The organism is Burkholderia sp. 9120, assembly GCF_000745015.1.
Lineage (GTDB): Bacteria > Pseudomonadota > Gammaproteobacteria > Burkholderiales > Burkholderiaceae > Paraburkholderia.
Window position 1 is genome coordinate 316,531 of the sequence record NZ_JQNA01000002.1, and the last position, 21,795, is coordinate 338,325.

Sequence of the window (21,795 nt, forward strand, 5' to 3'; positions counted from 1 at the left end):
AATGGGATCAGACGGTTTCGACGACGACCGGAATCGCCGCCAGCCGGGTTTGCCGTTCGGCGGGCGTGGCCGGCCGGATCTGGCCGCGCTCTTCGACGAACGTCACGTTGCGGTCCGGCTCGCTGCTGTTGACGAAGTGACGGAAGCGCTTGCGCGTTTCCGGATCGGTCACGGCCTTCTTCCATTCGCATTCGTACGTATCGACCACGTGCTGCAGGTCCGCTTCGAGTTCGGCGACCACGCCAAGACGATCGTGGACGACCACGTCGATCAGATACGCGAGTCCGCCTTCGAGGTTGTCGCGCCACACGCTGGTGCGCTGCAGACGGTCGGCCGTGCGCACGTAGAACATCAGAAAGCGGTCGATGTAACGCACCAACGTGTCTTTATCCAGATCCGACGCGAGCAGTTCGGCATGGCGCGGCTTCATGCCGCCGTTGCCGCACACGTAGAGATTCCAGCCCTTTTCGGTGGCGATGATGCCGACGTCCTTGCCCTGTGCTTCCGCGCATTCGCGGGTGCAGCCCGACACGCCGAACTTGATCTTGTGCGGCGTACGCAGACCTTTGTAGCGGTTCTCGATCTCGACCGCGAGCCCGACCGAATCGCCGACGCCATAGCGGCACCACGTCGAGCCGACGCACGACTTCACCGTGCGCAGCGATTTGCCGTACGCATGGCCGGATTCGAAACCGGCGGCGATCAGTTCTTCCCAGATGAGCGGCAATTGCTCGACGCGCGCGCCGAACAGATCGACCCGCTGACCGCCGGTGATCTTCGTGTACAGCCCGTATTTCTTCGCGACCTGGCCGACGGCGATCAAGCCGTCGGGCGTCACTTCGCCGCCCGCCATGCGCGGCACGACCGAGTACGTGCCGTCGCGCTGGATATTGGCGAGGTAGTAATCGTTGGTGTCCTGCAGCGGCGCGTGCTCTTTCTTCAGCACGAATTCGTTCCAGCACGACGCGAGAATGCTCGCCGCCGCCGGCTTGCAGATATCGCAACCGAGACCATGACCGTGCCTCGCGAGCAATTCGCCGAAGCTGCGCACTTCGCCCATCCGCACGAGGTGATACAACTCCTGGCGCGAAAACGGAAAGTGTTCGCACAGATGGTTGCTGACAGCGAGCCCCTGCTTTTTCATCTCGGCCTTCATCACCTGCGTGACGAGCGGCACGCAGCCGCCGCACGAGGTGCCCGCGCCGGTCGCGCACTTGAGCGCGCCGATATCGGTTGCGCCCGCACCGACCGCCGCGCACAACGCGCCCTTCGATACGTTGTTGCACGAGCAGATCTGCGCGGCGTCGGGCAACGCGTCGACGCCGAGCGCCGGTTTGGCGGTGCCGTCGGCTTGCGGCAGGATCAGGAATTCAGGCGCCTCCGGCAGCTCGATGCGGTTCAACATCATCTGCAACAGCGTGCCGTATTCGCTCGCGTCGCCGACCATCACGCCGCCCAGCAGATACTTGCCGCATTCGGAGACCACCAGCTTCTTGTAGACCTGCTTGCGTTCGTCGCTGAACTGATAGGCGCGACTGCCCGGCGTGTTGCCGTGCGCGTCGCCGATACTCGCCACGTCGACGCCCATCAGCTTCAGTTTGGTGCTCATGTCGGCGCCGGCGAATTCGGCCCCGGTCGTTTCGCCCTGCAACTGTTTCGCCACCGCGCGTGCCATTTCGTAGCCCGGTGCGACGAGGCCGAACAACTGGCCGTTCCATAACGCGCACTCGCCGATCGCGTAGATGTGCGGGTCGCTGGTGCGGCACGCGTTGTCGATCACGATGCCGCCGCGCGCGCCGAGCGTCAGGCCGCTTTCGCGCGCCAGGTCGTCGCGCGGACGGATGCCCGCGGAGAACACGATCATGTCGGTGTCGAGATGGCTGCCGTCGGCGAACTGCATGCGGTGCGTGCCGGCTTCGCCATCCACGATCGCCGTGGTGTTCTTCTGCGTGTGCACCGTCACGCCGAGTTCTTCGATTTTGGTGCGCAGCACGCGGCCGCCGCCGTCGTCGAGCTGCACCGCCATCAGACGCGGCGCGAATTCCACCACATGCGTTTGCAGGCCCATATCGCGCAGCGCCTTCGCGCATTCGAGACCGAGCAGCCCGCCGCCCACCACCGTACCCGTAGTCGAGCGCGCGCCGCATTCCTGCATCGCTTCGAGATCGTCGATGGTGCGGTACACGAAGCAGTCGGCGCGCTCGCGGCCCGCCACCGGCGGCACGAACGGAACCGAGCCGGTGGCGAACACCAGCTTGTCATAGGGCAAGGTCTCGCCCGTCGAGACCGTCACGGTGCGCGCGTCGCGATCGATCGCGACCGCTTTCGCGTTCAGTTTGAGCAGCACGTTCTGCCGTTCGAAGAAACCCGGCTCGACCAGCGACAGATCGTCGGCGCTCTTGCCCGCGAAGAACGCCGACAGATGCACGCGGTCGTAGGCCGGCCGCGACTCTTCGCACAGCACGGTGATGTCGAGCCCGTGCGCGGCAATTTGCGCCAGGCATTCAACCAGTTTGTGGCCGACCATCCCGTGACCGATAACGATGATTTTCATGACCGCGGTGTCCTCATGTGCTGGGCTTGCTGGGGTTCATGCGCCGCCGCGCGACAGCAGCGAAAAACGCTTCCGGAAACAAAAACGGCGTCCCGCGAATCCAGTCGATGACTGAATCCGGGGGACGCCGTTGTCCTGACCTGTGCTGCGGCGAGCACTTTGTATTGCGCTCGCGACGGATCCACGTTGATCCGATGGCACGGCATTATGCAAAGGCCGTGCCAATGCGATGAATTGCACGCGGCGAGGCCGTGGCGCGGGGCTTGAACGGGAATGGCACGCGCGTGCGGCAAGCTACCGGCGCGATGCGTTTTGATGCAGTAAAGCACAGGGATGGTGCGACGCAGCACTGTACGCGTGCGGCGCCCGGCTAACGAAGGGGAACGTCAACGCTGCATTGATGAAGCGGCCGGCGACGCGTGGCGTGACTTCGAACCCGCAGTGCCCATGCGTGGCGTAGTCCTTGCATCAGTCACCGTTGAACCGTTCCGGCAACGCGGCCCGAACGAGCGCATGACATGCATGGCATGAAGCACCGCATTGGCCTCGAACGAAACACAGCGCGGTGTTTCGTTTTCACCAGAAGCGGTTTTCGCCAGAAGCGAAATCAGAAAGCAACGGACAACGGCGTCCGCTCGTGATAATCACGTGCGGACGCTTTTTTTTACGCCGACGGTGCGACTACCGGCCGCCTGCACGCATCACGAAACGAACCACCACGAACCACCAGGAACATCGCGATGAACACGAACCCCGGCAAGGTCACGCTATTGAGCGCGGGACCCGGCGACCTCGACCTGCTGACGCTGCGGGCGGCGAAAGCGCTCGCATCCGCTGACGTCGTGCTGCTCGACGATCTCGCGAATCCCGAGATCGTGACCCTTGCACCGCAAGCGCGCGTGATTCGCGTCGGCAAGCGCGGCGGCTGCCGCTCGACACCGCAGGCATTTATCGAGCGGCTGATGCGGCGCTACGCGCTCAAGGGCTTGCACGTGGTAAGGGTGAAAGGCGGCGAAGCGCTGCTGTTCGGGCGCGCGGGTGAAGAGATCGCGGTGCTGCGCGAGGCGGGGATTACCGTGGAGATCGTCAACGGGATTTCGTCGGGCTTCGCGGCCGCGGCGGCGCTGGGCATTTCGCTCACGCATCGGCGCCATTGCCACGGCGTGAGCTTCGTCACCGCTCACACGGAGAATCACGACGAGCCGGACTGGGCCGCGCTCGCCGCCACACGCACCACGCTGGCGATCTATATGGGGATGCGGCGTATCGAAAGTCTTGCCGCCGCGTTGCTTGCCAATCTACCGGCCGATACGCCGGCCGCCGTCGTGCAATGGGCGGGTGGCGCCGACGAACGGCGCCTCGCGACTCAGCTCGACCGCCTGGCTGCGGATGCCGCGAGCGCCGGCTTCGGCAGCCCCGCGGTGATTCTGGTGGGCGATGCGATTGGCGAGAGCGAAGCATTCCGTCTTGACGGCATGAGTCGATTTCCCGACCTTGCCGCCCGATACGCTTAAACGCCGGTCGGCAAGCGCGCTACGAAACACGTGCCCTCTTGCGCCGACGACCGGACTTCCATCGTGCCGCCGTGCGCGGAAACGATCTGCTTGCAGATATACAAGCCCAGCCCCAGGCCGCCGCCGGGCTTGCTGGTGGGCGGCCGCCAATAAGGCTCGAACACTTTGCTCAACACGTCCGCGGCGATTTCGTTGCCGCCGTTGATCACCGTCAGCACCAGCTCGGCGCGCTCGATGCGCGCCTGCACCCGCACCGGAAACTCCGCGTCGCCGTGCGTCACCGCATTGCCGAGCAGATTCGACAGCAACTGCTGCACGCGCGTGCGGTCGCAGCGCACCGGCGTGGTAATCGCGATGTCGTCGGCGAGCAGACGCTGCGGATTGGCCTCGCGCACTTCCGCGACCACCGCCCGCAGCGCGCCGGCCAGATCGTCGACCTCGTCGATCGACACGCCGATGCCCGAGCCAAGCCGGCCACGCGCGAAGTCCATCACGTCGTCGATCAAACGCGCCATGCGCAACGTGGAAGATTTCAGGCGCTGGCCGATTTTCACGAGATCGGGCTCGTTCTTGCGTAACGACAGCAGTTCGGCGGTCGCGCTGACCGCCGACAGCGGATTGCGCAGATCGTGGCCGAGCACGGCGATGAACTGCTCACGCAGGCTGGCGGTTTCCCGCTCGCGAATCAGGGCCGTTTGCGCGGCTTCGTGACGCCCTTCGGTCACGAGCTGCATCGCGATCAGGTCGGCGAATCCTTCGAACATGCTCAGCGTGCGCGGGTTCGAGACCTCGGCCGGATTCGGGTCGATCGCGCAGAGATTACCGAAATAGCTGCCGTCGGGAAGAATGATCGGCACGGAAATATAACTGCCCAGCTGGTAGATTCGCGCCGTGTGATGGCCGTGATAAACCGGGTCCTTGCCGAAATTGTCGATCACGATGGTGGCCCGCGCCGCGCGCGACTCGAAACACAGCGTGGTCTGCAGTTCGAGCTGACCGCCCGCCATCAGGCCGAAATTCACTTCGTCCTGCACCGCGCAGGCGGTCCAGCTACGCTCAGAGACCCGGGCCACGGCGGCGAAGCCCATCCCCGTGTTTTTGCAGATCAGGCGCAGGATCGCGGGCACAGCGCCGATACGCTGGACCGCCTCGATGTCGCGCGCGATTTGCGCGTCTTCGCTATTGCCGAGCGGTAGATTCGTCATAAATAAATGGTGCTGGATGTTTTGCGCGGAGGGCCTGAGAGCGGGCCGGAAAACGAAAAAACGTCGCGCAATAATTCTATCGGGACTTCAAATTGCTCACTACCAGGAATACACATACCAGGAATATTCATAGGGGAAGCCGATGTTTACTCAGGAAACGGCTCGCCTGCTGATCGCCGACGACGACCCCGATCTGCTGGCCGCCTACACGCTCTATTTCAGCGCCCAGGGTTTCGACATCCGCACCGCCCGCAACGGGCTCGACGCGCTGGCGCAGTATTGCGCCTGGCATCCGGCCGCCGCGCTGCTCGACGTCGAGATGCCGCGCCTCGACGGGCGCGCGGTGGCGCGCCGGATCCGCTCCGTCGGCGATGTGCCGGCGCCGACCCTGGTCGCGGTCAGCGGACTCCAACGCGCCGAGGAACGCAGTGAATCGCTACGTTCGGGCTTCAATCACCATTTCGTCAAACCCGTGCCGATGCCGGTGATTCTCGCCGCGTTGAACGGATCGAGGCGGCATTGAGCGGGGGTTAGGCGTGGTTTGAGCAGCGTTTCAAGCGGCGTTTCAATCACCGAAGCCCAACTCCGCCTCGACCGTCTGCCCCACCCGCAACCACGCTCCGGCGCCGCTCGCCACGAGCGCGTTATTGCCGAACGTCAACGCACCGTTGCGCTGCGGATTCGCCCGGTATGTGCTCATCGTGTCGGTCGGCTCGTCCGGCCAGTCCGGATCGGGTGCGCCCGTCGCCTGGTCGACGGTCGGCATCGGACAGCGCGCGCAGGTCTTCACCAATTGCAGTTGCACCGCGGCGACCCCATCAGCCGCGTCGCCGGCATCGACGCTCAACGTCTCCACGTAGTCTTCCTCGTATGCGTCGAGCCCCGTCAGCACGACGTTCGGGCGGAACCGGTCGATCGGAATCGACGGCGCGCCCTTGCGTTGCAGCCGCGTGTTCAGATCGTCGAGCGACGCCTGGCCGACCACCAGCAGCGGAAAACCATCGGCGAATAACGTGTTGGCGCCGCCGGTGCTCCCGGTGTAATCCGGATCGACGGTACGCTCGTGCTCGGGATCGAAACGCAGCAGCCGCGCCGGCACGCCGAGAAACGTGGAGAACCAGGCCGCGCTGGCCTCGCCGGTGTCGAGACCATAGGCCGCGTCCCGCCAGACCTGGGTCTGCACTTTACGCGGCGCATCGAGCCGCGCGGCGTCGAGCGGCGTGCGCAATTCGCTCATGCCGGGCGCGCGAATCACGAGCTCCGTGTCGCCGAGTTCGACCTTGATCAGCGCCATGCGCGGATACGCACGCTGCGTGAGCATCGCGCCGGCCGGGTCGACGACGATCCAGCACCGATCGTATTCGAGCCCGGTGGCAAGCAGGCGCGCTTCGCTCAATGCGATGCCCGCGCAGGATTTGATCGGATAGACGAAAAGCTCGCTGATGGTCGGCATGGTGTGGGTCGGCGCGTGGGGCGGCGCTCAGGTGGTTGGTCTTTGAAGCTCAGCTTTGAAGCTGGTCTTTGAAGCTCGATTGTAAGGCCCGGCAGGACGGCGCGTCCGCTTCGAACCGCCTTCGCCGCATCACCGATAGCCGGCATGCGTCATGCAGCGGTTTGTTCGAACCGCGCTTGGACGTAAAATCACCGGGCTGCGCGACGGCCCTCGCTTAGCGTCAAAGCGTCACTGGATTGAATTTATAGAAGCATCCTTACCATAACCCGAGACAGGAAATTCATTATGCTGAGCAAACCCGTGTTGACCGTCGCCGAAACGACCCGCATCCTCGAGGCCGCTCGCGCCGAGGCCGAGAAGCATCAGTGGGCCGTCGCGATCGTGGTGGTCGACGATGGCGGCCACCAGTTGGGCATGCTGCGGCTGGACGGCAGCGCGCCGGCCAGTTCGTACATCGCGACGGAAAAGGCCCGCACTTCGGCGATCGGCCGCCGTGAAACCAAGGTATACGAAGACATGATCAACAACGGCCGCACCGCGTTCCTGAGCGCGCCGTTGCTGGGCACCCTGGAAGGCGGCGTGCCGGTGATCGTCGAAGGCCACGTGATCGGCGCGGTCGGCGTGTCGGGCGTCAAGTCCGATCAGGATGCACAGATCGCCAAAGCCGGCATTCAGGCGCTGGCCGTTTAAACCGCAGTTGTAGCTCAACGCGGGCCGATGCCCCCTCATCGGCCCCATTCAGACAGATGGAGCAGTCGATGACTCAGATGAACCCGCGCGGCGGACTGCAGGTCGCCGCCAACCTCGACCAGTTCGTCGAAACCGAAGCCCTGCCCGGCACCGGAATCGACAGCGCAGCTTTCTGGTCGGGTTTCGACGCCCTCGTGCACGAGCTGGCGCCCAAAAACCGTGCGCTGCTGGCCGAGCGTGACCGCCTGCAAACCGAACTCGACGGCTGGCATCGCGCCAATCCGGGCCCGGTGCGCGATCTGCGTGCGTATCGCGCGTTTCTCGAAGGCATTGGCTATATCGTGCCCATGCCCGCCAGCGTCAAAGCCACGACCGACCACGTGGACACCGAAATCGCCGAACAGGCCGGCCCGCAACTGGTGGTGCCGCTGTCGAATCAGCGCTACGCGCTGAACGCGGCGAACGCGCGCTGGGGCAGCCTGTACGACGCGCTGTACGGCACCGACGCGATTCCCGAAACGAACGGCGCGGAAAAACAGCAGGCCTTCAACCCGGTGCGCGGCGCCGCGGTGATCGCCTATGCACGCGAATTCCTCGATCAGGCCGCGCCGCTCGCGAACGGCTCGCATGCCGACGCGACCCGCTATAGCGTCGAAGGCGGCAAGCTGGTCGTCACGCTGAAGAACGGCACCGGCGAACTGAAAACGCCGGCGCAGTTCATCGGCTATCAGGGCGAAGAGAGCGCGCCGTCGGCGGTGCTGCTCAAGCACAACGGCCTGCACTTCGAGATCCAGATCGACGCGAACGACTCGATCGGCAAGACCGATTCCGCGCACGTGAAAGACGTGGTGGTCGAAGCGGCGGTGAGCACGATCATCGACTGCGAAGACTCGGTCGCGGCGGTGGATGCGGACGACAAGGTCCTGCTTTATCGCAACTGGCTCGGCCTGATGAACGGCGAGCTGACCGAAGAAGTCACGAAGAACGGCAAGACCTTCACGCGCCGTCTGAACGCGGATCGCGTGTACGTTGCCGCGAACGGTACGGCGCCGGTGGTGCTGCATGGCCGCTCGCTGCTGTTCATCCGCAACGTCGGTCATTTGATGACCAATCCCGCGGTGCTGACGAAAGACGGCGCGGAGATTCCGGAAGGCATTCTCGACGCCGTGATCACCACGCTGTGCGCGTTGCACGACCGCAAGCAGCAACTGAATTCGCGCACCGGTTCGATCTATATCGTCAAGCCGAAGATGCACGGCCCGGCCGAAGTCGCGTTCGCAAGCGAGCTGTTCGCGCGGGTGGAAGACCTGCTGAAGCTGCCGCGCAATACGATCAAGATGGGCATCATGGACGAGGAGCGCCGCACCAGCGTGAACCTGCTCGCCTGTATCGCCGAAGCGTCGGAGCGTGTCGCGTTCATCAACACCGGTTTCCTCGACCGTACCGGCGACGAGATGCACTCGGCGATGGAAGCGGGTCCGATGATGCGCAAGGGCGACATGAAGTCGAGCGCATGGATCGCCGCGTACGAGCGCAGCAACGTGCTGGTCGGTTTGAGCGCGGGCCTGCGTGGCCGCTCGCAGATCGGCAAGGGCATGTGGGCCATGCCCGATCTGATGCACGCCATGCTCGAACAGAAGATCGCGCATCCGAAGGCCGGCGCCAACACCGCCTGGGTGCCCTCGCCGACCGCCGCCACGCTGCATGCGTTGCACTATCACCAGGTCGACGTGCAAGCGGTCCAGCAGCAACTGGAGCGCACGGATTACGCACAGGTGCGCGACGAACTGCTCGACGGCCTGCTGACGATTCCGGTCGTCGAAGCGGCGAAGTGGAGCGACGACGAAATCCGCAGCGAGATCGACAACAACGTGCAGGGCATTCTCGGTTACGTGGTGCGCTGGATCGATCAGGGCGTGGGCTGTTCGAAGGTGCCGGACATTCACAACGTCGGCCTGATGGAAGACCGCGCCACGTTGCGCATTTCGAGCCAGCATATCGCCAACTGGCTGTACCACGGCGTGGTGAAGCGTGAGCTGGTCGAGGAGACGTTCAGGCGCATGGCGAAGGTGGTCGACGAGCAGAATGCCGGCGACCCGCATTACCTGCCGATGGCGCCGGGCTTCGACACGATCGCGTTCAAGGCCGCGCAGGCGCTGGTGTTCGAAGGACGTCAGCAGCCGAGCGGCTATACGGAACCGTTGCTGCATAAGTTCCGGCTGGAAGTGAAGAAAGGCTGAGCGGTTTTCTGCCTTCAGCGCGGCTTGAATGGCTTGAACGGCGTTTGATCACGACGTTCGAACCGCGCAAAAAAAGACGGGCGCCACGCAATAAAGTGGTGCCCGTTTTAATGTGCGCGGTGCTGCTGCGCGTTGCTTCTGCGTGATGCGTTTGCAGCGGCCGCCGTTTCCCAATCGACACGAGTCGCGCCTGGTGCGCCCGGCTCAACTCGCGCCGATCGCCGGCTCCGCCTTGGGGCTCATCAGAGCCCTCGACCGTTCAAATCCTCAAGCCGCTTCGGCCGTGTATTGCGTCGCCGTGCCGGCCTGGCCATTGATCTGCCCTTTACCCTGCATATAAGCCTGCAGATACGCCTCGAATTCCTCTTTCACTTCCGGATGGCGCAGCGCGAATTCCACCGTCGCCTTCAGATAGCCGAGCTTGCTGCCGCAATCGAAACGCGTGCCGAAGTAGCGATACGCGAGCACCTGCTCTTCGGTCAGCAGCGACTGCACCGCGTCGGTCAATTGCAGCTCACCGCCTGCGCCCGGCTTCAGCGCGCGGATATGCTTGAAGATGGTCGGCATCAGCACGTAGCGCCCCACCACGCCGAGATTCGACGGCGCCTTGTCCGGCGCCGGCTTTTCGACGATGCCCGACATCTTGATCACGTTGTCTTCCCACTCGCGGCCATCCACCACGCCATACGAGCGGCTGTCTTCGCGCGCAATGGTTTCGACGCCGATCACCGAGCTGTGATAGTGGTTGAACGTATCGACCAGTTGGCTCATTACCGGCTTCGAACTGTGCAGCAGGTCGTCGGCCAGAATCACGGCGAACGGGCTCTCGCCCACCAGTTTCTCGGCGCACAGCACCGCGTGGCCCAGACCGAGCGCTTCGGCCTGACGCACATAGAAACAGTCGACGTTAGCCGGCTTGATGCTGCGCACGAGATCCAGCAGCTTCTGCTTGTTGCGCGCTTCGAGCTCGGCTTCGATCTCGTACGACTTGTCGAAATGATCTTCGATCGCGCGCTTGCTGCGGCCGGTCACGAAGATCATCTCGGTGATGCCGGCCGCAACCGCTTCTTCCACCGCGTACTGAATCAGCGGCTTGTCGACGACCGGCAGCATTTCTTTCGGACTTGCCTTGGTAGCCGGCAGGAATCGTGTCCCGAGGCCCGCTACGGGAAACACGGCTTTGGTGACTTTCAGCATGGTAGGCATTCCATCGGTTAGAAATTAGAGTGTTCGCGGGCCCGGCGGCCAATCGATGCCGCCGGCAAGACTAGCAAAAAAATCAAACGGGTTCATACGTGAAAATTTTCTCGCCCCGAATAAATAATTGGATTGAATTTCGATATGTCGCATCGTGATAAACGGCCAGCAACAATTACGTATCTCAATCGAATTATTTTTCCGAAATTCCGAAAATCTTACTTGTCAGGCTCAGTTGCGCGGTTCAGCGGCGTGCGTCGGGTCACGCGACGCACGCCGCCGCGGAGGCCCGCCAGATTGGGTACTTCATTCGTTCTCGTCGTGCTGGGGCAGCTTGCCCGAAGTCACCCGGTAACGGCGGATCGGCTCGTTGCGCAGCGCTTCCCGGTAAGCGGAGGCGGCGACAAGGAGCAACAGCACGGCAATGCCGGCGAGTAAATGCAGGTTCATGACTTCACCTCGGGTCAAGAGAATCCGTGACTTAAATTAGCATGACAAAAGCAGTAAATAATTCAGCGCCGCATCTGCTTATGCTCAATTACAATTCGTCACAAAATCGTTACCCAATTCAATTCATTCCGCAATTTTTTAGCGATTTTTTTGCCGCCGCGCTGCACTACGATGTAACGCACCGCGGGCGTGCACGGCATGCGCCCATCCGTCCGCATTCACCCGCCTTTGCCTTTTACCTTTCACCTCCTTCAAACCAAGGACCGCGCATGAGCGACCCCGCACTCGATGCCGCCGGCTCATCCCTGCCGCATCTGCCGCCTTCTTCGCCACGAGCCGTCCGCGTGGCGCGCGCGCAGGACGAAGCACGCGCCACGAGCGTCGGCAAGGAGCATGTGATCGACGCCATGCGGGGTTTCGCCGCGTTGCTGGTCGCGTATTTTCATTGCCGGCAGATCGAGTGGGTCGGCATGCAGGCGTTTCACCAGAATGCGGGGCATTCGTTCAGTCTGAATACGCTGGCCGCGTATCTGACCTTTCCGATTGCATGGGGCTCGGCGGGTGTGCCGATTTTCTTCGTGATTAGCGGTTACTGCATTCATCGCAGCGGCGCGTTGCGGCTCGCCGCCAATCCGGCCTACCGGCTCGACGCGGGCAATTTCTGGGTGCGCCGGTTCGCGCGGATTTATCCGGTGCTGCTCGCGGCGCTGCTGCTGACCTTCGCGCTCGACTGGTTCAGCCTGCAGTTGCCGCCCGTCAGCCACAAGATCCGCGAGATCGGCCTGCAGGCGTTCCTCGTCAATCTGTTCTCACTGCAAGGCGTGGCCGGCAAGACGTACGGCTCGAACGGCGCACTGTGGACACTGTCGCTCGAAGTGCAGTTCTACGCGATCTATCCGCTGCTGTTCGCGCTGCGTCGCCGGATCGGCATGACCAACGTGCTGGCGCTGGTCGCCGTCGTCAATGTGGTATCGGCCTATGTGCTCGAACGGCACGATATCCAGTTCTTCACGTCGTACTGGTTCGCGTGGACGCTCGGCGCGTGGATCGCCGACGCCAAAGCCTCCTCCGGCACGCCGCAGAAGAAGCGCTCGCCGGTGTGGCTCTACGCGCTGGCCGCCGGCTTTATCGCGTTGGGCTGCGCGGCGTTCCATTTCGGTCAGTACGGCGCGTTCCAGTTCTGGGCGATCGGCTTCGCGTTCTATCTGTACCAGGCGCTGGACCGCGGCAACGCGACTCAAGGCAATGCGTGGGGCACACGTGTGCTGTCGCGCTTAGGCGATTTCAGCTTCTCGCTGTATCTGATTCATCTGCCGATCTTCGTGTTGCTGTCGTCGCTGCTGTTCCGCTCGTCGCTGCAAATGACGATCTGGCCGTCGTTCGGCTACATGCTGGTGGCCATTCCGGTCGCGTATGTGTTCTACCGGCTGGTCGAGTTGCCGGCCATGAAATGGTCCGCGAGTTTTAAACCCAAAAAAGCGACTGGGACGCCGGCCTGAATTCCACGCGATCCCACGCGAAAAAAACGGAGCGAAAGTCCCGAGACTTTCGCTCCGCTGCGCCAACGACAGGAACCGGCCAAGCCCCTGCCTACACCCCCGCGTCAAAACCGCTTTAAAGCCCGCTTCACAGACTTGCTCCCGGAACCGTCACTGCCGGCGGCGGCATGAAAGTCCCAAGCCCCAGGAAACACTGAGGCCAGAACTTAAAGCCGCCGCCGGACCGTTTTACCGCCCCGCCACGCCCTTCAGAATCCGCGCGACACCGTCCACATAGGTTGTCGTGCCGAAACGGCTCAGCGCCGTCTGATAGCCGTTCCTGACCAGCCGGTTGCGCAGTTCGTCGTTCGAGCGCAGTTCGGCGAGCGTATCGGCGAGACCGTGCGCGTCGCCGGGAGTGCACAGCACGCCGTTCTCATAGTCGTCGACGATCTCCAGCACGCCGCCCGCACGCGCCGCCACCACCGGCCGCTGCGCGAGCATGCCTTCGACGATCACGCGGCCGAACGGCTCCGGCGTGATCGACGTATGAACGACCGCGTCGACCGCGCACATGCAGGCCGCGATATCGTGCTGGAAGCCGAGAAAATGCACCCGCTCGCCCAGATTGTGAGCGGCCACGAACGCATGCAATTCGATCTCGTACTGGTCTTCGCCGAACAGCGGCGCGCCGACCAGCACCGCGTGCATCTGCGGATTCAGCACCATGGCTTCGAGCAGCACGTGCTGCCCTTTCCAGCGCGCGAGGCGGCTGAACGAGCCGACCAGAAACGCGTCCTGCGGCAGATTCAGCCGCTGGCGCAGCGTGGCCTGCGGCACCGTGCGCAGCGCGTCGAACGGCGCGGCCGAAATGCCGTTGAACACCACGTCGACGCGTTTCCCGTCGAACTGCGTGAGTTCGGTGAACGCGCGCGCCGACGCCGCCGAATTGGCGATCACGTGCGCGAGACCGAACCGCGCGCACCACTTGATGATGGCCAGTTGCTTGCCGCCGAAATGCTCGGGGCTGACAATATCGCGCAGATGCCACACCACCGGCCGCCGCGCGAGCTTGCCGGCGAGCGCGCCGATCACCATCGCGCGCTGGGTGTTCGCGTAGATCACGTCGACCTTGCGCGCGCGTTTCGCGGTGGCGCGCACGAGCGAGAGCAGCCCCTTCAGCGCCTGGCCCTTCGGCAGCGAACCGCCCTGTTTGCGCACATTACGCAACGCGCCGGCTTCCAGCACCTCGACGCTCGCACCGGCTTTGGCGAGCGCCGTGCGGAACGGGCCGTCGTCGAACAGCACGACCTCGATCCGCGAGCGCAACGCCTTGACGATTTCCAGCAGCGACAACTCGGCGCCGCCGAGCACGCCGCTTTGATCGACGGCCAGAATGCGCGGCGCGCCGGCCGCGGCTTCCGCCTTGTACGGCACGTACGGCGGCAGCGTCGCGGTGCGCAATGCCGGCACCGCGGCGCGCACATGCGAGAAGAAGCGTTCGCGGAAATGCGCCGCGGAAAATTGCTCGGCGTTATGACGGCAGTCCGCGGGCGAAAAACGCTTCACGTGGTCGTCGAAACGCTCGAGCGCCGCAATGATCGACTCGACATTCTGCTCGTCAAAAAACATGCCGGTGGGCCGCGACTCGGACACGTCGCGCACGGTTTCGAGCGCGCCACCCTTGCCGTAGGCGATCACCGGCGTGCCGCAGGCCTGCGCCTCGACCACGGAGATACCGAAGTCCTCCTCGGCGGCAAAGACGAACGCCTTGGCGCGGCTCATGCGGTCCTTCAGCACCTTGAACGGCTGGTAGCCCATGATCTCCACGTTCGGCCCCGCTTTCGCGCGGATTTTCTGCATGTCGGGGCCGTCGCCGATCACGACCAGCTTGCGCTCGGGCATCCGCGCGAACGCCTCGACGATCAGGTCGATCTTCTTGTACGGCACCATCCGCGAGGCGGTCAGATAGAAATCTTCCTTGTCGGTGCAGAGCGAAAACGCTTCCACGTCCACTGGCGGAAAGATCACCTGCGCGTCGCGCTGATAAACCTTCCTGATGCGCCGCGCGATGAAATCCGAGTTGGCGACAAAGCCATCCACCGAGTTCGACGTACGGATATCCCAGTTGCGGATGTAATGCAGAATCAGCCGCGCCATGGCCGACTTCGGCCCGTTGGTCAGTTTCGACTGCTGCAGATACTGGTGCTGCAAATCCCACGCGTAACGGATCGGCGAATGCACGTAGCTGATATGCACCTGGTCGGGCCCGGTCAGAATGCCCTTGGCCACCGCGTGGCTGCTCGAAATCACCACGTCGTACGCGGAGACGTCGAGTTGTTCGATCGCGAGCGGCATCAGCGGCAGATAGGTGCGGTATTTGGTGCGCGCGAGCGGCAGTTTCTGGATGAACGAGGTCGTCACCCGCTTGCCGCGCAGAAAGCTGCGGTCGTCGAGAAAATCGACCAGGCTGAACAGATCCGCATCCGGAAAGCACGCAACGATCTGCTCGAGCACCTTCTCGGCGCCCGCATAGGTAACGAGCCAGTCGTGCACGATCGCCACGCGCACGGTTTTATCGGCGCGCAACGCGGCGCGGCGCGGCGGCGCCTGCACGCCAGGCACGCTGGTGAGCTCGGCCAGTGCGCTGCGCGTCGCGGGTCGCAGCACGGCTTCGTCTTCAAGGACTTCGTGGTTCATGCGCTTTTCCTCGGATTCAGTCGCAACAGCAGTGAACGCGCAAGATCGCGCAAAGCGGGGGTCATCGTGAACGACCAGGCGAGATTCGCGCCGACCATCAGCAGGCCGGCCACGATCGCCAGCGCGAGACCCGGCAGAAAGCTGGCGAGCCACAGGCTGGCCAGCAGAAACGCGAGATGGGCGAGCATGTCGAGCGCGATCTGGCGTGCGCGAATCGCGGCGAAATGCAGCAGCACCGCGTAGTCGAACAGCGCGCGGCCGGCCACTGCCACCGCCGCGCCGGTCAGACCGAAATGCGAGATGCCGAACCACAATGCCCCGGCAAACAAGGGCAATTCGAACAAACCGACCCGCGCGGCGGTCGCCGGATGAACCTGCGACTGGATCAGAATCCGCGTCACATTCGCCTGCCCGACGAGCCACACGGCGATGATCATGATCCGGCCCACCGGCGCGGCCACGGTCGCGATCTCATTGCCGACCCACAGATGCAGGAACGGATCGAGCACCAGCATCGCGACCAGCGCGACCGGCGTGAACACGCCATTGAGAAATTCGAGCGACTGCTGCGTGATGGCGTCGGCGTCGGCGCGACCCACGGCGGACAAACGCGGAAACAGCGTGCGCACCAGCGCGGTCGGCACGATATTGAGCCGCGTCACGAGGTTCTGCGGCACCGTGTAATACGTAACAAAGCGCGCGCCGAGACTCGTGCCGAGCATCACGCGGTCGAGCGAGTCGGCGACCATCGTGGTGACGCTCGCAATCAGCATCCAGCCGCCGAAGTTGAACAGCCCCTTCGCGACGCCGAATTGCGGCGCCCGAATGCGCCGAATTTCCAGCACCTTCAGCGCGGAACGGCCCAGCATCAGCGCGGCCAGAATCCGCGCGAATACGGCAGCGGCCAGCACGTTCTGCAAGGTCGCGCCAAGCCACAGCGCGGCGCCCAGCGGCAGCAACTGGAACAGGAACGTACCGATGGTCTGATTGGTGTTGTACACACCGAAGCGCTCCGCGCCGTTGATCGCGCCGGCGAACACCCACGAGACATTGGCAATCGGAATCGCCACCGCGAGCCACGGCAGCGCCATATACACCTCGTGCTGCAACTCGGGCGACACCTTGGTGAAATACGCGGTGTACAGAAACGCGCCGAAATAGATGATCAGGCCGCCGATCACGCCGGTCGCCAGGTTGAGCCATGTCGCGCTCCAGAACACGCGCACGCACTCGTCCTTGTCGCCGGAAGCCCGCGCCTTCGAGATGTGATTCTGCGCGGCCATGCTCATGCCGAGATCGAGAATCCCGAAGTAGCCGATCAGTGTCCACACGAGACTGATCACGCCGTAGCGCTCGACGCCGAGCAGCTTGATATACGACGGCACGGTCACGAGCGAGACGAAGGTCGGCAGGACCAGCCCGAAGAAATTGATCGCTACGTTCTTGAGAATGCCTTTGTCCATCGGATGCCTTGGTTTTGACTGCGGTTGCTGAAGCGCGCCTGAATCACGGAGTGCTTCAAGGTTTCCACCGGTACATCATGACTTTGCCGCGCGCGTCTTCTTCGACGAACACGAGGTACTCGCCATCGGCGCGCTTCGCGGCGCTGATGCCGTTGGGCACGTCGACCCAGCCGGACGCGCGGCCCACTTCCGGGCCCGGCCGGATCACGCCGACTTCCTTGCCGCTGTCCTTGTCCCACACGTGCACCGCGCCGACCGGTTCGACGCCGAACAGGTATTGCCCCTCGACGGTCAGGCCGATGATCGTGGCGATGGGTTTGCTCTGCGTCTGCCACGGCAGCGTGATCGAATAGCGCTGCACCGGATTGCCGCTCGACCATTTGTCGTAGCGCACCAGCACGCGGCCCACTTCCTTCCAGAAGCCGCGATCGACCGGTGTGTCCGCCGTGTAACCGGTCACGTACATCGTGTCGGTGGCCGGTTCGTAAATCGCGCGATGCAGTTCCGTGAACGGCGGCGGCACCGGGTACTGCGTCAGGTTCGAATACGAGTAGACCGGGTTGCCCTTCGCATCGAGACCGCCGAACCGGAAGCGGTAAATGCCCTTGCTGTCGCGCGTGCGCCAGATATCGCCGGCGCTATCCACCCACCAGCCCCAACCGCCCGCGAGCTTCGTGCCGCTCGTGTTAAGTGTGAATTCGTCGGTGTTGAACTTGCCGTCGCCGTTCGTATCGCGCCAGATCCAGTCGCCGCCCGGCGGCGCATTCGGCACTTTCGCGACTGCGCGCTCACGCCCGGCGATGAAGCCCGACGGAATCGCCGTCTCGCCGTCGTGCTGCGGATCGAAGCGATAGATCTTCAGATGGTCCGCGTACATGTCCGTCAGATACAGGAACGTGCGGCCCTTCAACTGACGGGCGATCGGCAGGCCCGGATACTGATCGGTGTGAAACACCGGATCGTCCGGATACTTGAAACGGTTCGACAGAAAGCCCGCATATTTCCAGTCCTGCCCGGCGGGCTTCGACAGATCGAGTTCGAAACGCTTGTTGCCGGTATAGACACTGTCGGGGCGCGCCGGATCGATCCACGCGCCGTCGACGAACAGCAGCCCTTGCACCTGCCAGTTGCGCTTGCCGTCCGGCGCATAGCTTTCGAGCGTCGCGCCGAGACCCGCGCCGATCGGGTCGTAGCGCGGCCCGATGCCGTTGGTCGACACGTAGACGTTGCCGCGCGCGTCCACGCCCACGCCGGTGAGTCCGTTGAAACGCTGCGGCCCGGGTTTGCCGGCGACGCCGCTGAAGATGCCGCCGCGCTCGCCGAGCGAGCCCGACTCCGCATAGCGGCCATTGCTTTTGCTAAAGAACAGCACCTGCTGACGCGGGCCGTTGTCAGCGATCAGCAGGCGGCCTTGCGCGTCGACCGCGATATCGACGGCCACCGTGTCGGCCGGCAACGTCAGCGTCTCGTCGATGCGCTTGCCCGTCGGCGTGTAGTGCTCGACGTGCGGCGCGCGATCGTTACGCGTGCCACTCAAGACCCACAGCGTGCCGTCGGGCGCGAGCGCAAGGCGGCCCGGTTCGTGCACGCTCCAGGTGGTTTTCTGCTGCATCGATTCGGCGTCATAGACCTCGATGCGATCGCGTGCGGTGTTCGCCGCGTAGAGCGTGCTGTCGTTCGCCGCCAGGCCGCCGATCTCCGCGCTCGTGCCGGTCGGCACTTCGTTCATCACCAGGAAGCCGGCCGCCAGTTGCGCGTGCGGATCCGCAGCCTTCGCGGCGGGCTGGAACGGCGCGGCGAGCTTCGGGTCGGCGATCTGCCGCCGCGAGATGCCGAACCACTGCTTGCCCTTCTCCGGCCATACGCCCTGTTCGACCAGCCGCCCCTTCTCGTTGCCGACGCCGATCGCGACGAACGCATACTTGCGGTTCACCGCGATCGCGCTGCCGCCGCTATTGCCCCAGCCGTGCGTGCCGCCCGCGAAGCCGAGCATCTTGCCGTTCTGATAAACGCTCGCTTCGGCGCCGCTTTCGTCCCACGGTGCGTTCGTATAGACCTTGCCGTCGGGCGCGACTGCGATCGCGGTGATGTTGATCTGCGCCCAGGTGCCGTCGCCGAAACCGAAGGTATTGCCGATCCATGAAGTCTTCGCGTTCAACGCGGTTTCCGCGCCGGCCGTGACGCTGAGCGATGCCGCGGCGAAGCCGGTGGCACAGGCGAGCACAGCGAACCAGCTTTTGAACGTGAAACGGCGCAAGGTATTTCCTCCAGTCAGCGCGGCGCCGCGCGCGGACCTACGCCCGCGCGGGCATCGAAAGAAGCAGAACAAGAACGTGAGACCGGGTCGTGCCATCCGGCACGCAAGCGAAACAGCGGGACAACGTGAGCACGACAACGCGGCGGATCGCCGTGAACGGGCTGCGCGTGCGGCGCACGCGCCTTCCCTCGCCACCCAATCCGCACGGCTCACATTACGCGGAAAAAACCTCGCGACGAAAATCGAAAATAATTCAAAAATATTCGACGCTTCAAGCATCCTGAAAGAAATCGATTTAAAAATCGATTAACCGGAAATTAACCACGCCGCACCTCTCCATCCGCACGTTGCGATTCATCTTTACCGATGTTATGGCACGGCAGGCTGCACTTATTACGCGATGCGTCATTGGCGCGACAAGCCTGAACACAAGCATAAAAATCCATTGCGAATGGATAACGAAACACCCTGTTGCAAACTGATTCATTTATCCAATTCATTCCCGTTTTTTCGCGATTTTCTTTTCCCTAGAATCAATTGCACTTTCGTTGCGACGCGAAGCGGGCGTGCCTGCGCTGCGCCGACCCTCGCGCGGCCTCCCCGCTTCACACCATGGACGGTTCATGACTGCTAGCGCACTGCCCTCATCACCTTCTCACTCTCGCCGCATCGTGCAGCTCGATGGCTTGCGCGCCATCGCGGTCCTCGCCGTGTTCGCGCAGCACGCATTGAAAGCGCCGCTGTGGATGGGCGTCGATCTGTTTTTCGTTCTAAGCGGCTTTCTGATCACCGGCATTCTGCTCGAGCGCAAGGCGCGCCAGCAGTCGTATTTCGGCTATTTCTACGCACGGCGGGCGCGCCGCATCCTGCCGCCGTACGTGCTGCTGATGGTGGTGTCGTCGATCCTGTTCGGCTTCGGCTGGGCGCAGCACTGGCAGTGGTATGCGTTCTTCGCGACCAATATCGGCGACGCGCTCAATCAGAGCGGTCACGACAGCCTGAATGTGCTGTGGTCGCTGGCGGTCGAAGAGCAGTTCTATATCTTCTGGCCGTTCGTGATCCTGCTGCTGCCCGAGCGTGTGCTCGGCTACGTGGCGGCCGCGCTGATCGTACTGGTGCCGTTGCTGCGCGGGTTCGCCACGCCGTGGTTCGATTCGTTCTGGCCGATCTATTACCTGACGCCGTTCCGCATGGATCTGCTCGCGGCCGGCGCGCTGCTGGCGGTCGCCGTGCGGCGCGATCGCGATGCACTCGAACCGTACAAGGGTCTCGCCGTGCTGGGGTTTTTCGCGGCGCTCGCCGTGCTGGCCTGGCTGCACCTGCACTACCCGCGGTTTCGCGCGGCCAATACGCCGCTGTCGAACGCCGGGCTTTATAGCGTTTCGCTGGTGCTGTGCACGTCGGTCGTGGTGATCGCGTTGCAGAGCAAGGGCATCGTCAAGCGGCTTTTGTGCAATCCCGTGCTGGTCTATATCGGCACCATCAGCTACACGATCTATCTGATTCATCTGAGCGTGCTGTACATGCTGTGGCCGCTGCAGATCAACCGCTTTGTGACCGCCGCGCTAGCGCTCGCGATCACGCTCGTCTACGCCAGCATCACGTGGTTCGCATTCGAGAAGCGGCTGATTTTCGGCGCAGCGAACGGCCACGCGCCGGCGCCGTCGGGTGTCGGTTCCGGCGTCGCTTCAGGTGTCGGTTCCGGCGTGACCGGGACCGCGCCGCGTGCGCCGCAAAGCCGCGCATGAGTCGCCGCGCAGGGCTCGCCGCGAGCGCGTGGAGCTGGCTGCGGATGCGGCCGTGGTCCGCTGCGGCGACGCTGGCCTGCGTGAGTTTGACGGCTCACGCTAGCCGCGCCGACGCGGTGCAAACCTCATCCGCGGCGCTGCCCGCCAGGGCCGCGCAGGCGCAGGTGCTGATCGAAGCCTACGGCGATTCGACCACGCTCGGCATCACCTGCAGCGACGGCCACTGCGGTCCGCAGTCGCGCAACGCCGTCGTGTATCTGCAGGACGATTTGCAGGCGCGCGTCGGCGAGCGGGTTCTTGTCACGAACTACGGCGTGGGCGGCACGATGGCCACCCAGTTGCGCGACGGCACGGGCAATCGCCGCGCCGGCCCCACTGCCGGTCTACCGTGGCAGGCGCGTTTGGCCGCGTCGCCCGCGCAGATCGTACTGATCAATTACGGCATCAACGAAGTCATGCAGAACCAGACGCCCGAGCAGTTTTACGCGGCCGAAACGGCGCTGGTGACGAGCGCCCGCGCGCTCGGCAAGCAGCCGGTTCTGCAGACCTCGAACCCGATGCCCGACAACCGTCTCAATGCGCGGCTCGCCGCGATGGTTGCGATGACGCGCCGCGTGGCCGCCGAACAGCAGGTGCCGCTGGTCGACCAGTTCGCGTACGTGAGCAGCTTGCCGGACTGGAAAACGCTGATGTCCGACGGCGCGCATCCAAAGCCGGACCTGTACCGCCTGAAGGCGGAACAGGATTGCCGGGTCGTCGAACCGATGGTGCGGCAACTGCTGGACGGCACACGTTGAGGCTCTTTTTCAGGTCCATGTGCTTTACCGGGCGCGAGTGTCGATTGTT

General features: G+C 63.7%; 16 protein-coding genes. 8 read left to right on the forward strand and 8 right to left on the reverse strand.

What is annotated here, in order from left to right:
• Nucleotides 1–7: 7 nt before the first annotated feature.
• Nucleotides 8–2,554: a nitrite reductase large subunit NirB gene (gene nirB / locus FA94_RS09705; RefSeq protein WP_035550149.1), complete on the reverse strand. Its 2,547-nt coding sequence runs from the start codon at nucleotides 2,552–2,554 to the stop codon at nucleotides 8–10.
• Nucleotides 2,555–3,294: 740 nt separating this feature from the next.
• On the opposite strand from nirB, the gene cobA reads away from it, so the two are divergent.
• Complete coding sequence (cobA, locus tag FA94_RS09710; protein WP_051980516.1) at nucleotides 3,295–4,068, forward strand: uroporphyrinogen-III C-methyltransferase; 774 nt, start codon at nucleotides 3,295–3,297, stop codon at nucleotides 4,066–4,068.
• Here the strand turns inward: cobA and FA94_RS09715 are convergent.
• Nucleotides 4,065–5,273, reverse strand: a complete 1,209-nt coding sequence (locus FA94_RS09715; RefSeq protein ID WP_035550151.1) for a GAF domain-containing sensor histidine kinase — start codon at nucleotides 5,271–5,273, stop codon at nucleotides 4,065–4,067. The two genes, cobA and FA94_RS09715, sit on opposite strands and share 4 nt — an antisense overlap.
• Nucleotides 5,274–5,415: 142 nt before the next feature.
• Between FA94_RS09715 and FA94_RS09720 the strand changes: the two genes are divergently transcribed.
• Nucleotides 5,416–5,796 carry a response regulator gene (locus tag FA94_RS09720; protein WP_035550154.1) on the forward strand — a complete coding sequence of 127 codons (381 nt, stop codon included), beginning with the start codon at nucleotides 5,416–5,418 and terminating at the stop codon, nucleotides 5,794–5,796.
• Nucleotides 5,797–5,838: 42 nt separating this feature from the next.
• Here FA94_RS09720 and FA94_RS09725 read toward each other — a convergent pair whose 3' ends face one another.
• Nucleotides 5,839–6,726: an MOSC domain-containing protein gene (locus FA94_RS09725; RefSeq protein WP_035550158.1), complete on the reverse strand. Its 888-nt coding sequence runs from the start codon at nucleotides 6,724–6,726 to the stop codon at nucleotides 5,839–5,841.
• Between the two features lie 285 nt (nucleotides 6,727–7,011).
• Between FA94_RS09725 and FA94_RS09730 the strand changes: the two genes are divergently transcribed.
• Nucleotides 7,012–7,416, forward strand: a complete 405-nt coding sequence (locus FA94_RS09730; RefSeq protein ID WP_035550161.1) for a GlcG/HbpS family heme-binding protein — start codon at nucleotides 7,012–7,014, stop codon at nucleotides 7,414–7,416.
• A 68-nt stretch (nucleotides 7,417–7,484) separates the two neighbouring features.
• Nucleotides 7,485–9,656: a malate synthase G gene (locus tag FA94_RS09735; RefSeq protein ID WP_035550163.1), complete on the forward strand. Its 2,172-nt coding sequence runs from the start codon at nucleotides 7,485–7,487 to the stop codon at nucleotides 9,654–9,656.
• A gap of 267 nt (nucleotides 9,657–9,923) precedes the next feature.
• Here the strand turns inward: FA94_RS09735 and galU are convergent, their stop codons facing one another.
• Nucleotides 9,924–10,853 (reverse strand): UTP--glucose-1-phosphate uridylyltransferase GalU, encoded by a 930-nt coding sequence (gene galU, locus FA94_RS09740; RefSeq protein WP_081935854.1) that lies wholly within the window; start codon nucleotides 10,851–10,853, stop codon nucleotides 9,924–9,926.
• Between the two features lie 306 nt (nucleotides 10,854–11,159).
• Nucleotides 11,160–11,303: a hypothetical protein gene (locus FA94_RS39100; RefSeq protein ID WP_176058197.1), complete on the reverse strand. Its 144-nt coding sequence runs from the start codon at nucleotides 11,301–11,303 to the stop codon at nucleotides 11,160–11,162.
• 269 nt (nucleotides 11,304–11,572) lie between these two features.
• Between FA94_RS39100 and FA94_RS09745 the strand changes: the two genes are divergently transcribed.
• A complete protein-coding gene (locus FA94_RS09745) occupies nucleotides 11,573–12,802 on the forward strand; it encodes an acyltransferase family protein (protein ID WP_035550165.1) in 1,230 nt (409 codons plus the stop codon).
• Between the two features lie 228 nt (nucleotides 12,803–13,030).
• On the opposite strand, the gene FA94_RS09750 is transcribed toward FA94_RS09745, so the two are convergent.
• From FA94_RS09750 to FA94_RS09760, 3 genes are read right to left on the reverse strand one after another with little or no spacing between them, the layout of a single operon-like run.
• Nucleotides 13,031–15,481, reverse strand: coding sequence for a glycosyltransferase family 4 protein (locus tag FA94_RS09750; RefSeq protein WP_035550167.1), 2,451 nt, complete (start codon nucleotides 15,479–15,481; stop codon nucleotides 13,031–13,033).
• Complete coding sequence (locus FA94_RS09755; RefSeq protein WP_035550169.1) at nucleotides 15,478–16,944, reverse strand: flippase; 1,467 nt, start codon at nucleotides 16,942–16,944, stop codon at nucleotides 15,478–15,480. The genes FA94_RS09750 and FA94_RS09755 overlap by 4 nt, the downstream gene beginning before the upstream one ends.
• Nucleotides 16,945–16,999: 55 nt before the next feature.
• A complete protein-coding gene (locus tag FA94_RS09760; RefSeq protein WP_408304516.1) occupies nucleotides 17,000–19,102 on the reverse strand; it encodes an NHL repeat-containing protein in 2,103 nt (700 codons plus the stop codon).
• Between FA94_RS09760 and FA94_RS38560 the strand changes: the two genes are divergently transcribed.
• From FA94_RS38560 to FA94_RS09770, 3 genes are all read left to right on the forward strand, one after another.
• On the forward strand, nucleotides 19,074–19,511 hold the full coding sequence (locus tag FA94_RS38560; protein ID WP_231585166.1) for a hypothetical protein: 438 nt from the start codon (nucleotides 19,074–19,076) through the stop codon (nucleotides 19,509–19,511). The genes FA94_RS09760 and FA94_RS38560 overlap by 29 nt on opposite strands.
• 313 nt (nucleotides 19,512–19,824) lie before the next feature.
• Nucleotides 19,825–20,949, forward strand: a complete 1,125-nt coding sequence (locus FA94_RS09765) for an acyltransferase family protein (protein WP_035550175.1) — start codon at nucleotides 19,825–19,827, stop codon at nucleotides 20,947–20,949.
• Nucleotides 20,946–21,746, forward strand: a complete 801-nt coding sequence (locus tag FA94_RS09770) for an SGNH/GDSL hydrolase family protein (RefSeq protein WP_231584916.1) — start codon at nucleotides 20,946–20,948, stop codon at nucleotides 21,744–21,746. Before FA94_RS09765 ends, FA94_RS09770 begins: the two co-directional genes overlap by 4 nt.
• The last annotated feature ends 49 nt before the right edge of the window (nucleotides 21,747–21,795 follow it).

Bases quoted from the DNA above. Each gene is read 5' to 3' on its own strand.
- nirB (WP_035550149.1), bottom strand. From the start codon at position 2,554: ATGAAAATCATCGTTATCGGTCACGGGATGGTCGGCCACAAACTGGTT.
- cobA (WP_051980516.1), top strand. From the start codon at position 3,295: ATGAACACGAACCCCGGCAAGGTCACGCTATTGAGCGCGGGACCCGGC.
- FA94_RS09715 (WP_035550151.1), bottom strand. From the start codon at position 5,273: ATGACGAATCTACCGCTCGGCAATAGCGAAGACGCGCAAATCGCGCGC.
- FA94_RS09720 (WP_035550154.1), top strand. From the start codon at position 5,416: ATGTTTACTCAGGAAACGGCTCGCCTGCTGATCGCCGACGACGACCCC.
- FA94_RS09725 (WP_035550158.1), bottom strand. From the start codon at position 6,726: ATGCCGACCATCAGCGAGCTTTTCGTCTATCCGATCAAATCCTGCGCG.
- FA94_RS09730 (WP_035550161.1), top strand. From the start codon at position 7,012: ATGCTGAGCAAACCCGTGTTGACCGTCGCCGAAACGACCCGCATCCTC.
- FA94_RS09735 (WP_035550163.1), top strand. From the start codon at position 7,485: ATGACTCAGATGAACCCGCGCGGCGGACTGCAGGTCGCCGCCAACCTC.
- galU (WP_081935854.1), bottom strand. From the start codon at position 10,853: ATGCTGAAAGTCACCAAAGCCGTGTTTCCCGTAGCGGGCCTCGGGACA.
- FA94_RS39100 (WP_176058197.1), bottom strand. From the start codon at position 11,303: ATGAACCTGCATTTACTCGCCGGCATTGCCGTGCTGTTGCTCCTTGTC.
- FA94_RS09745 (WP_035550165.1), top strand. From the start codon at position 11,573: ATGAGCGACCCCGCACTCGATGCCGCCGGCTCATCCCTGCCGCATCTG.
- FA94_RS09750 (WP_035550167.1), bottom strand. From the start codon at position 15,481: ATGAACCACGAAGTCCTTGAAGACGAAGCCGTGCTGCGACCCGCGACG.
- FA94_RS09755 (WP_035550169.1), bottom strand. From the start codon at position 16,944: ATGGACAAAGGCATTCTCAAGAACGTAGCGATCAATTTCTTCGGGCTG.
- FA94_RS09765 (WP_035550175.1), top strand. From the start codon at position 19,825: ATGACTGCTAGCGCACTGCCCTCATCACCTTCTCACTCTCGCCGCATC.
- FA94_RS09770 (WP_231584916.1), top strand. From the start codon at position 20,946: ATGAGTCGCCGCGCAGGGCTCGCCGCGAGCGCGTGGAGCTGGCTGCGG.